General features: G+C 44.2%; 5 protein-coding genes. All 5 read right to left on the bottom strand.

What is annotated here, in order from left to right; genetic code table 11:
- Positions 1-37: 37 nt before the first annotated feature.
- The 5 genes from K9M52_RS11230 to K9M52_RS11210 all read right to left on the bottom strand — a co-directional run bounded on the left by K9M52_RS11230 (position 38) and on the right by K9M52_RS11210 (position 12,672).
- Positions 38-1,738, bottom strand: a complete 1,701-nt coding sequence (locus tag K9M52_RS11230) for a RagB/SusD family nutrient uptake outer membrane protein (protein WP_224068522.1) — start codon at positions 1,736-1,738, stop codon at positions 38-40.
- Between the two features lie 17 nt (positions 1,739-1,755).
- Positions 1,756-4,878: a SusC/RagA family TonB-linked outer membrane protein gene (locus tag K9M52_RS11225; protein ID WP_224068521.1), complete on the bottom strand. Its 3,123-nt coding sequence runs from the start codon at positions 4,876-4,878 to the stop codon at positions 1,756-1,758.
- A 386-nt stretch (positions 4,879-5,264) separates the two neighbouring features.
- Entirely contained in the window at positions 5,265-6,287 is a 1,023-nt protein-coding gene (locus K9M52_RS11220) for a glycoside hydrolase family 43 protein (protein WP_224068520.1), read from the bottom strand.
- A gap of 9 nt (positions 6,288-6,296) precedes the next feature.
- Positions 6,297-8,153, bottom strand: a complete 1,857-nt coding sequence (locus K9M52_RS11215; RefSeq protein WP_224068519.1) for a glycoside hydrolase family 35 protein — start codon at positions 8,151-8,153, stop codon at positions 6,297-6,299.
- A gap of 280 nt (positions 8,154-8,433) precedes the next feature.
- Complete coding sequence (locus K9M52_RS11210) at positions 8,434-12,672, bottom strand: hybrid sensor histidine kinase/response regulator transcription factor (RefSeq protein ID WP_224068518.1); 4,239 nt, start codon at positions 12,670-12,672, stop codon at positions 8,434-8,436.
- Positions 12,673-12,679 lie beyond the last annotated feature (7 nt).

Raw genomic sequence — 12,679 nt, 5'->3', positions numbered from 1 at the left:
GATAGGATGGCCCATTAAACGCCCGTCTGATCCTTTTTTAATTGCCATACCCGGTATTTTGTTCCAGTTTATTGTCTGAAGCCAAAATCTCTGCCCTTGGAATCGGCAGCCAGTATTGTTTGGTTTCAAAATGCTTACCGGATAAGGCTGTGATCCTGGTATACTTAAAAATACCGTTCTCTTTAGTCACACTGATACCGTAGGCAGGTTCGTTTTCTGTCACCTCTGCAATTTTCCAACGTCTGACATCGTAGTAACGGTGTTCCTCAAATGCAAGCTCTACCTGACGTTCATACCGTATGGCTGTGCGCATTTCGGTTTGGCTCAGCCCTTCAGGCAAATCGGGCATCCCTGCTCTTTCCCTTACTTGGTTGATGGCACTGTAAACAGAATTGTCTGGCCCCGCCGCCTCATTCTGTGCCTCTGCATAGTTCAGCAGAATTTCCGCATACCTGAAATAGATCCAGGGTTGTGTTCCGGCTATTCCCCAGGGGTTTACAATTGGCAGGTTATCATTCATAAACTTTTTCAGATAATAACCTGTTTTGGAAGTATTCCAATTCGAAGGCCCGTCTTTACTATCCTTCCCGCCCGGTGTATATGTCCATACCGTATCTCCTCTGTAAGGAGCTCCATTATACAGAATTGTGGCATAAAATCTGGGATCTCTATTCTCGTAAGGGTGAGCAGGATCATATCCCGATCCGACTGCCGTAATGGCCTTTCCATTCGCCATTTCATAAGCGTCTACCAGATTTTGAAGCGGCGTATTACCGCCCCATCCATCGTAGCCATTGGGACCATTGGCAATCTCCAGCGCTACATGCACAGCTCCTGTCGCATATAACCGCTCAAAGATAATTTCGGGGTTATTGTCCGGAGTCAGAAAGATCTTTCCGTACCCACCCTGATAGAGACTGTACCGTTGCAGTTCCATCACGTCCTTAGCCGCTTTTGCCGCATCTGACCAGGAGCCTGCATTATAGAGCGGACTGGCTGCATACAGCAGTAAGCGGGATTTAAGCGCGAGAGCTGCCCCTTTTGTGGCCCTTCCCAGTGCCCAATTGCTGCTACTGTGATCCACGGGCAGTAAACCTGCCGCCTCATCCAGTTGTGTACGCACATAAGCAATACCATCTTTTATAGACGAACGTACATAGAGGGAGTCGGTAGATGAAAAATCATCAGTCAGATCATATACTCTGTCCCCGACCAAAACAACCTTTCCATAATTACGGATGAGATCAAAATATCTGAAGGCACGCTGGAATTTCAGTTCTCCTGTCAACCGGTTTTTAAGTCCTTCACTCATAGGCACCTCATTAATATGATTTAATGCATAATTGATGTCACGGATGCCTCTGTAACTCCTTCCCCAAAACGTGCCGGCAATACCGGTATTCTCCGGAGCGATCTGGCCTCTTTGAATAAGCCAAGTATTATCATCATTGGTGTACATTGATTCATCCGTAAGGGATGACCACAGCGCATATTCAAACCCCCGGCCAAATCCGGGAGGTGTTCCTTCCGCCTCTTTATTGGTCTGCTGGATTCCCATGTAACGGTTGATGACATAATCTTCAAATAATACAGAGTCAGCAAGAATAGCCGCATCGGACACACGATCGGTTGGTGTAATCTCAAGATAGTTATGGCTACAGGATACACCGGTCAGACAAACCAATGCTGTCGTCAGCATCCACATATATTTTAAGTTATTCAATTTTATCGTTTTCATTGTATAATATTTTGCTATTAAAAATTGACATTAATACCCAGGTTAATGATCCTTTGCTGTGGATAGAACTGACCGCTTCCGCTGTCACCTTCCGGGTCATAGTCCTTCACTTTTGTGATCGTGAACAAATTAGATGCGCTGGCGTATACGCGCACCTGAGACATCCTTAGTGCATTTAATATCCTTTTGGGGAAAGTATAGCCCAGTTCGACATTCTTAAGCCGCGCAAAAGAAGCGTCATTCAGCCAAAAGGTACTATTATAAAGTCCACCGCTAATCGCAGATGAGGCTCTTGTATCTACCCTTGGATAGGTACCGCTGGGATTAGAAGGGCTCCACCGGTTATCGGCCCAGCTACTGTAAAAATTGCCCACCTGTCCTGATTCAGGCAGCACATATTGGCTGACTTCCGCCTGACCTGCTATGACAAAAGAGAAATCAAATTGCTTATATCCGGAACTAAACACCAAACCGTATACAATTTGTGGAATATTTCCATATTTTGTCCGTACCTGATCATCCGCTGTTATTGAACCGTCACCGTTATAGTCTTCAAAGATCAGATCTCCTAATCCGGCGCCGGAAACATGAGGATATTTTTCCAGGTCCTCAGCAGTCCGGTAGATGCCAATTGATTTATATAGCAAATAAGCATTCAAAGGGTGCCCCGTCTGGCTCTGATAATCCAAAGTTCCGGCGGCTTCGTCTATGAAAACAACTTTACTTTTCGCATAGGTCATGTTTGCTGAGACATTAAAATGAAAAGCACCACTATGCGTATACCCTATTGTCGCCTCAAACCCTTCATTATTGACTTTTCCGATATTCTCATCCGGCACCAGCGGGTCTCCAGTATAGGGATTCACAATACCCGATACAGAAGGAATGGACGCATTTCTGGTGGCCAGGATATCTGACCTTTTCTGCTGAAAATAGATCAGTTCAACGTTGAAATCATTGGCCACAATAGCGTTCAATCCGATATCCATTTTCTTGGCCACCTCCCAGGTGATATTCGGGTTCGCCAATTTTGTCAGATCGATACCCGGATGAACGGTTCCGTTGCCAATGACATAATGATTACTAAAGGAATAGTTGTTATAATACTGGAACTGCGCAACATTATCGTTGCCCAGAGAGCCATAAGATGCCCTGAATTTCAAATCATTGATCCAGCTCACCGATTGTTTGAACCAAGGTTCTTCCGAAACCCTCCACCCTGCAGCGACAGAGGGGAAGTAGCCATATTGATGGCCGCTCGGAAAATTAGATGAACCATCTATTCTGAGCTGACCTTCCAGTAGATACTTCTCCATATAGTTGTAAGCTAGTCTACTGATCATACTTCTGCGTGTAAAATCAAAACTGCTTCCATAATTATCCTTGTCTGTCGCGGCAGCCCCTCCCTGGGAGAGCTCAGGCGTTAAAACAGTCGGGTAATTAATCCTGGAGGCACCGAAGGTTTCTGAACTGTTCTCGCTTTGTTCATAACCGACAAAAGCATCCAGATGATGTTTACCCCACCCGTTTTTGTAGTTGAGTTTAATATTCTGCGTTATCAAAGAAGTGTTCACCTGGGATTCATTTAAAGTGGCAGCCCCCGCGGAGCCGCCGGCAATGGTCTTATCATAAGTATCATTGTCGCCATCGTAAGTATACAATGCATAAGGCTGATTAAATGTCTTGGTGAAATTGAAGGATTTATCCACGGAATAAAATCCATCGATGGATAACCCGTTAACAAAAGGAATATTATAAGTCGCACTCAGAATGCCGTTAAAGGTAGATGTCGGATTTCTGTTCCACCCGCTTGCATCCGTGGCCATTACGACCGGATTATTATTTTCAATGCCCGTAGAGGGAAGCCCGTTCGGATAGCGGTCAATAACAATCGGATAGGCCCTGTAAATTGATCTGAAAATATCGCCGGCAGAAGCAATGGGATAGTGACGGTCCTCTTGCCTTCCCGACAAAGAAAGCTTCACATTGAGATCCTTTGTTATCTGGGCGCCTACATTAGATCTGAAGTTGTATTGCTTATATTTAGTCGCTCCGTCTTTATAAAGACTATTCTGGCTTACCGTTCCCAGAGATAGATAATACTTGACTTTATCACTGCCTCCCCTCACACTGAGTGCCTGATGGTTCTGCAAGGCAAAATTCTTCAATGTCGCTTCCTGCCAGTCTGTATTGGGATAATTGATCGCATCTGAGCCATCTTTGAACTTCTGAACTTCTTCAGCTGTATAATGTTGGTTCATACCGCCCTCAGGGTTATTATAGTAATCGATCTCATTGAGTATGGCTGCGTAGGTTGCAGCATCGGCCATTTTGGGCAGCCTGGTAGGAGAAGAAAAACCCTGATTATAACTATAGGATATCAGGGGCTTGCCAGTGGCGCCCTGTTTGGTGGTGACCAATATAACGCCGTTTGCCGCCCTGCTACCATAAACAGCAGCAGATGCATCCTTCAATACCGTTACACTTGCTATGTCATCGGGGTTCAATCTGGAAAATCCTCCTATGGCGCCGGGCACTCCGTCTACCACCACAAGCACATCATTATTTCCTGTTGTTGCCAAACCCCTGATTCTGATAGAAGAACCATCATATCCGGGTTCGCCACTCCTGTTGCTGGCGATCAGCCCGGAAAAGCGACCGGCCAGGGAGTTGGAAATATCTGGCTGAGGGCTTTTCACAATATCACTCCCTTTTACAACAGATACCGAACCGGTCAGGTTCTTTTTAGTCGAGGTGCCATAGCCAACAACGACCACATCATTTAAAGTATTGATCTGGCTTTCCATCAATGTCACATTCATGAAGGATTGCGTTGTGACCACTAGCTTAAGATCACTGTAGCCAACATGAGAAAATAACAGTGTATCTCCCTTAATAGCATTGATTGAAAACTGCCCTGCGCTATCCGATATAGCTCCTCCGTTCTGGCCGGCAATTGCAATACTGGTATTGCTGAGAGGAATACCTTTACCATCTACGACACGTCCATGTATCTGGTCAGGCTGCTGGGCAAAGGCAGTTTGGTGTATGACCAGGCAAAGGCAAAAAGATACCAGCAGCTTTATTAAAGGCTGGATACACCCGATTGGTTCTGTTGAAAGACGAATCACCCTTTTCATTTCTTGTTATTTAATTTTTTTCAAAAATTGCAGTCTGTCTCGTGGCTTCGTTATAATATGTTTAACGAATCAATCGCAAATTATCATTCCGTTAACCGCAAATAGGGGATTAAATGATAATTTGGAGGGGGTATTTTGGTCATTTGCGCCCGTTAATAGCATCTTAGGCATCAAAAACCAAACAAAAAGTAAACGGGAATTTTTTTCTATATATAGGCGTATGCTCATTTCGCCAGCGATGATGGCATGGCCGGCATAGGAATGTCCATCCCATCTGTTTCAGGATTACGCGTTTGGGTCAGGCTACAGCAATCGACAACAATGAAAAAGCCCCGTCACTTTAATGTCGTTAAAGATGAGGGGCTGTTAACCAATAATCAGGTAGCCTACGGATCGGTAAAGACATACGGTTTTTCCACCAGTAATGCATCTGTGTCCAGGTTCAATAAAAATAAATGCGGTATCCTCAAAGTATGATCACCTATCTTTTTATGACTATGTACTGCCATCAATGTCTGCCCCTGCAATGATTTGAAAATCATTCCGTGACCAAAATTGGGAGGCGTGACTGGCAGTTTCTCCTGTATCCAAGGGCCATCGAGCGTATTAGTTTCGGAATAGGCAACTCCTTGTGTGTATACGTCAAAAATCCAGCTGGTCCAGATCATGCCCAATCTTCCCGTTTTTGTTCTGAATACGTAAGGGCCATCTGTTACTCTGTTGGGCAACACCACTTGGTTTACGTTTTCCCGGCTCCATGGGGATTCGCTGGCCCTGAACAGTGTTGTAGATTTTCCGATTGTGCCTGATAAGTCAGATTTCAACCGGATCTTTTCTACTGTTCCATTATTATTCTGGACCCATTCATGGCAATATATCATCCATGGAACATTCTTTTTATCGACCCACAATGTAGCGTCAAGTGTCGACTGATCTGCAGGTAAATAAACAGAATCGGCCATCGGAACATAAGAGCCGTCCGGCTGGTCGCTAACCAATACATGACAGGCCCGGCGCTGCAAGGTATTACCGTTATAACGACCTATTATCTTGTCTCGGTTCGTGAAAGTGGCAAAATAATAATACCTCCCCTTATAAGAATGGATCTCTGCCGCCCAGATCATAGGGTCAGCACCCATCCAACTATCCGGATCCGGATGTGCTACAACGAAGGGACCATCCCAGTAATGCAAATCTTTACTTTTCCAGAGCAGCCCGCCGGTTCCTGTCATATAATACATCTGTGTCGGCGTATCTGCCAAAATAAAGGGGTCACTTAGCCGGATGGAATCCAGCGGCACATGCTTTTTAGATTCAATGTGTCGTTGCGCATATACATTGTGTATTTTTACAAGCAGTAAAAAACACAGGCTAAAACAGCATTTCAAAGATAGATTCTTGTACGGCATAATGGCTTTCTACTTTTGTAAACTGTCCAGAATCGGATGATCGATGGTATGAACAACACGCCTGTTATCCTTTAATTCTTCAAGAATAGTAACTGTATTATCTCCGGTATGCATCCATTCTGCAGGTAAATATACGGTTTGTTGTGGCCCTACGGACCAATAGCGCCCGAGGTGGTGGCCATTTACCCAAATGACGCCCTTGCCCCATTTAGTCATATCAAAATAGGTGTCGGCCACCTTATTTACGCTGAAGATGCCCTGCAACAACACTGGGCCTCTATTGTGTCCATTAACTGCCTTCCATTTAAAATCATTTACATTATTAAACGGAAACTTATACATCGACCAGCCTTTTAACTCCTGTCCACCCAATAAGACTTTACGGGTAATCCCTTTTTTATTTTTTAGCAGGTTAGGGCCAAAATTAATTCTGCCCAGATTCTCAATAAACAAGTCAAGGGTGTCCCTTCCGGCCGGCAACTGCACATTCAGGGTGTTCTGCCCCAGGCGACGGTCCAGGACCCCCTGCGGCTGGCCATTGACCATTACAATCGCATAATCCCTTAATTCATCGATCTTTAAAGTGCTGGTTTTATCGCCATCTACAATCGTCCGGTATAAAACATAGCCATATGCCTGATGCAGGTCTTCAAATGTCACTGGCGTGTCCGCCTTAACAGGCTCCGGTAAGGCATCGGCTAAATACGTACGCTTAGTCAGTTGAATATCGGCAATAGAAATGGCAGACTTGCTGGCAGGGATCGGTGGCAGGGTTTCACCTTCGGGCAAATGCTTTTCGATAACTGACCTGAATATTCTGAATTTCTCGGTTGGATTACCCGCTTCGTCTAGAGGGGCATCATAATCGTAACTGCTGATCTGGGGCTCATACGGCGTATTCTCTTTATCATTCGCGCCATTCATAAACCCTCTGGTCGTGCCACCATGAAACATATACATATTAATAGAGAGACCGGAAGACAGAACTGAATCGAGCTCACCGGCGTAAGAGGCCGGTGCGACAGTATGATGCGGCGTTCCCCACCAGTCAAACCACGCCGGATACCATTCTGCGATCATAAAAGGGCCCTTGCCATTATGGTATTTTCTGACGAGTTTCTTAACAGCTGCTGGCTTTACCAGGCCGTTAACGGCAGGAAGCATCCCTGGCAAGTAGCCCTTAGCGAGGTCCTGAGCAGGATCGCAGGTATAAAGAAGACCGTCAAAACCGGCATCCCTAAACATTTTTTCGTTAAGCGCTAAATAATTCTTGTCTTTTCCATAGGACCCATATTCATTTTCAATCTGAACCATTAAAATATTGCCCCCGTGATTTACCTGTAGAGGCGCCAGCTGTTTACCCACGGCATTTATATACTTCTTATATTCACTCAGATATTGTGGTTCTGAACTTCTTACAACCAAGCCTTTTTCATTCTGGAGCCAATATGGGTAGCCGCCGAATTCCCATTCCGCGCAAACATAAGGGCTCGGCCTTAGGATCACCCATAGTCCTTCCTCCTGCGCCACTTTGACGAACGCAGCAATATCATTATTGCCGGAAAAGTCAAAAACATCCTTTTCCGGTTCATGTAAATTCCAAAAAACATAGGTGCTGATCGTATTGAGCCCCATCGCCCTGGCCATTTTCATTCTGGCTCTCCAGGCTTCTCTGGGCACTCTCGGATAGTGAATTTCCCCGGATATGATCTGAAAGGGCTTTCCATCCAGTAAAAAGGCGGAGTCTCCCAAAGCAAAGCTATGTGACAGCATTTCTTTTTTTGCTTTACAGCTAATGGCTAACATCATCAGACTTAACCCAACAAATAAAATGCCTCCAATATTCCAATTTAGCTTTCTTTTCATAGATTATATTTCTTTATCTTAATGATTATCATTTTCTATTGGACCTGTTCAACAAAAACAAAAATAGCCCGGCGCTGTCCTTTGATGGGGGGCAAAACGGTAGAAAAGGGGGTACTTATTGATAAATACCTCATCCTCAGAGGCATAAACGAATCACAGATAAGTAAAAGTGAACGCATCTGATCACAAGAAGCCTGTTTAAACCAAAGCCCATGTATATCAGCAACCAATTCTCAGTCTTGATAGAATATTGACCTTCGCACAAAATAGTTATATGCTTTTATTTTATGTCATTACCCTGCCTCCTGTTATAAGTACCGGCAAAAGACTTTCTAAACTTTTTAATATAGGCGGATGGTGTCATATTAAACAACCGCTGAAATTGCGCCCTGAAATATTTTACATCATTAAAACCGACAATAAAAGCGACCTCATTGACATTGTTCTGGGTATTCACGAACAGTTCTGCAGCCTTTCTCAGTCGGACAAAACGGACAAACCCGGCTACCGAATATCCGGTTGTTCCGTTAATTTTCTTATATAGGCTCGAATGGCTCATACACATTTTGTCCACTAAAATCTGTACTTTAAACTGATCATCATCCAGATGCTCTTCAATGACACTTATACAGGCATTCAGGAAAGATTTGTCTTCTTCAGTGAGTTTATGCTGATGGTCCTGGAGTGTAATCTCATTATAAAAAAACTTTTGCAGACTGCTCTTTGCCTTTAACAGATTGCTGACCCTGGCTAACAGCAGCTCCTTCTCAAACGGTTTGGTGATATAATCATCCGCCCCGGCTTCCACACAGCGGAGCTTGATTTCTGCCGAAGCCTCGGCCGTCAGGATAATAACGGGTATATGACTAAGCTTTTCATCGGCTTTGATCTTGCTGCATATTTCATCACCTGAGTAGCCTGGCATAGCCAGGTCCAGAATAACCAGATCGGGCAGCATATCCTCGATCAAGTCTAGTGCAAGGCGTCCGTTTTCTGCTTCAATAACCTGATAATCAGCAAGAAGCCTTTTGACAAAAGTTCTGATTTCGTAATTATCATCTGCGATAAGAACGGTTCTTTTATCGGTAAACAGCCCTCCAGAAACATCCTCACCACCATTGCTTATCTGCATCACCGCCCCGGCAAGACCGCCTTTGGTAGTCCTGGCCCGGTTAGATCCCGGTTCTGTACTTATAGGCTCGTTTTCTCTTACACCCGCGCTGTCTATTATTTCTTCTGCCAATCCGGCATCCGGATCACTGATTTCGGAAATTTCTTCGCCCGCAAAATGTTCCTTTCCCTTTGGGATCCTAATTGTAAAAGCTGTGCCCTTCCCGATCTCGCTTTCCAATTCAATCGTACCATGATGCAACGTCACAAATTCCTTAACCAGGAATAACCCGATACCAAAGCCTGCTTTCGCCCGCTCGCTGGTTTCATGTCTTTGATAGAACTTCTGAAAAACCTTTTCCTTCTCCTGCTCCGGAATACCTTTACCGGAATCGATCAATTGAATCAAAACATGCGCTTCCTTTTCTTCCAGCCTGAGCAGAATCCGCCCATCATTACCGGTATATTTAAAGGCGTTAGAGATCAAGTTAAATAATAAGATCTCCATCTTTTCCAAGTCTCCATAAACCCATAGGCCTGATATATGGTTATCCCCATTCTCCGTTGCATCCACGACTTTCGTGTGATCATCCTCCAATGCCGGAACCGGCGGTGGGGCCATTTCGAACCGGTAATCTATGTTTTGCGATTTTGCCTGATAAGCAAAACTATCAAATACTTCCCTGCATAATGTTCCCAAATTCAGTTTACTGATGTGTAACTGGCTTTCAGCTCTATCAGCCTTTCTAAAAAGCAGTAGCTGTCCTATGAGCCCCAACATTCGCCTTGAATTTTTATATGCCATTCTTATGGTGTCAGGCTGGCTGGTCTCATCGGCATGGTCCATTAATTCTTTAATAGGATTAATGATCAGGGTCAGCATCGTTCGGAACTCATGTGAAATATTCGTAAAAAAAGTGATTTTTCTTTCGTTGAGTTCCCGTTCTGCATTCGCATTCATACGGGTCAGTTTCATTTCATATAAAAGGCGCGTCCTGCGTTGCCTGTATTTTTGATAGGCGTAAATAAGGCCTCCGATAGCTGTCAAATAAATTAAATATGCCCACCAGGACCGGTACCAGGGTGGTAAGACATGAATGGTAATCGTCCTCTCAGTTGAAAGCAGGGGCCTCCCGTCGGGTTGCAATACTGCCAGGTGTAATATATAGTCCCCTTCATTCAGCCGGGAATACGTCACATTATGGGTATTGCCGATACTTGTCCAACTCTTATCCCAGCCTTCCAGAAAATATCCGTATTGTACGCTCCCCGGTGCATCATAATCAAGACCCGCAAAACGAATAGCAAAATTCGCCTGTTTAAATGGCGTCGTTATGGTTTCAAAATCCACAGGAGAAGCTCCCTTCGGAAGTAGCCCTGTCTTTTCAACAGCAATATTGTTCACCTTAAAGCTTGTCACGAGTACCTTTACCGACTTTACCTTCTTAGTAACGCGGGCCGGTGAAAATTCATTGAAACCTGCAATACCCCCAAAAAGGAATTTACCATTGCTAAGTGCGAGGGCTGCGTTATAGCTAAACTGATTACTCTGCAATCCGTCATGGGCATGATAATTATATACCATTTTAGTATCCGGGTCAAATACACTTAGTCCGTTATAAGTGCTGCACCAAATCCGTCCCTTATCATCCAGCAACAAGTTTAAAATGGAATTGCTGGAAAACCCGTCTTCCATTCGGAAGGGTTTAAACTTTTCTGATCTTGCATCATATAACATTAAGCCTCCCCCTTCTGTACCGATCCATAATCGATCTTTTTTATCTTCCAGGATTGTTCTTACCGGATAGCCAACATGAATATACGCATGATGCTTATGAAGCGTATCGAGTTTAATCAACTGATCATAATTTCCCAGCCAGATATTACCCTGCCGGTCTTCATATATTGTATGTATATTGATCAGCGTGGTATCATATACGACAAACTGGTCATTTTTCCGGTCATACTGAAACAGTACGTCACCCAATGTTGATCCAAGCCAGATTCTGTGATGGCTGTCTTCAAACAATTTCCAGAAATTCTTTGCATAGGCATTCCTGTATGCGTTATAACAGCGGTAATGTGTAAAGCGTTCACTTCCCGGCGCCAATCGGTCTATTCCACCATTAAAGGAAGCGATCCATATGTTATTTAAATGATCCCGGATAATACTGACAATGTAATTACCACTGATAGAACCGGGATCACCCTGTTGATGCACATAGTTCTTAAATCGGTTTGTCCTGGGATTCCAGTAACTGATTCCACCACCATCGGTTCCGATCCATATGTTTTTATACTGATCCTCACAGAAGGAAAGTATAAAATTACTGACCAGTGAATTGGGGTTAAAATCATCTTTATTAACTGTCCTGAACGATGAATTTTGTGCATGCAACAAACTGACACCGCCTCTGAGCGTTGCAATCCATTTTCGCCCATTATCATCCTCATAGACACTATAGACCGCTGCACTTTTCAACTGGTTCTTTTCCCGGCCCGCCTTAATGAACCGTATATCTGTACTTTCGCCCAGCGTACCTTTTAGAAAAGCAACACCATTCCCGTCAGTAGATACCCAAAGCGTTCCCTGCTTATCCCTTAATAAATTAGTGATATTGCAATGTGCCAGTTCTGAACTAAAAGGAGTTACTGAGCCCGTCCCAAAATCATAGCTGTATAAGCCTTCTTCTGTTCCGATAAGCAGTTGACGCCTGCCGGGCTCATACAGAAGCCTGGTGGCGGCCGGAATACGCCCTGCGATTTTGTGTAGCCCGCCGTTACGGGCCTCAAAACTGTAAAGACCCTGATCTTTCAGATAAATCAAATACGCTCCGTCATGAAAATTACAGATAGCTGTAACATTCAGCCCCGTTTTTGCCTTAAGCAATATCTGCCTGAATACATTCTCCGCAGCTGATTTAAACAATAATCCATAATTCTCGGTTGCCACCAACACATTACCCAACGTGTCGGCAAGAATATCTTTGATGCGCGCACGGACCTTCAAAGGTCTTTGCTCTCCCAGAGGCAAATAGTAAGCGGCATGAAACCTGAAATCTTTGTAATCGAACCTGACAAATCCCATTTGGGTACCTACCCAGATATTATCAGGCATCCCCTCTTTTATAACGCTGACATGATTATTAATAATCGAGAAAGTATCACTTAAATTATTTCTAAAGATATCAAAATCAGCGCCGTCAAACCGGTTTAGTCCATCATAAGTCCCCATCCAGATAAGTCCATAGTGATCTTGCATGAGACAAGTGACCGCATTATTAGATAACCCATCTTCCACACCGATATTTTCAAGCGAGAGCGTATCAATTCCCTGTGCCTTTCCGCTATGAGGCAGACAGGTCAATAATAGGAATGCCGATAATATATAGGTTATTCTCCTAAACATTGTCTAA

The sequence above is a fragment of the Arachidicoccus terrestris genome (genome assembly GCF_020042345.1).
GTDB classification, from domain to species: Bacteria; Bacteroidota; Bacteroidia; order Chitinophagales; family Chitinophagaceae; genus Arachidicoccus; species Arachidicoccus terrestris.
This window is presented reverse-complemented; position numbering and strand designations above follow the sequence as displayed.

Coding starts and splice junctions, on each gene's coding strand:
- K9M52_RS11230 (WP_224068522.1), bottom strand. CDS start 1,738: ATGAAAACGATAAAATTGAATAACTTAAAATATATGTGGATGCTGACG.
- K9M52_RS11225 (WP_224068521.1), bottom strand. CDS start 4,878: ATGAAAAGGGTGATTCGTCTTTCAACAGAACCAATCGGGTGTATCCAG.
- K9M52_RS11220 (WP_224068520.1), bottom strand. CDS start 6,287: ATGCCGTACAAGAATCTATCTTTGAAATGCTGTTTTAGCCTGTGTTTT.
- K9M52_RS11215 (WP_224068519.1), bottom strand. CDS start 8,153: ATGAAAAGAAAGCTAAATTGGAATATTGGAGGCATTTTATTTGTTGGG.
- K9M52_RS11210 (WP_224068518.1), bottom strand. CDS start 12,672: ATGTTTAGGAGAATAACCTATATATTATCGGCATTCCTATTATTGACC.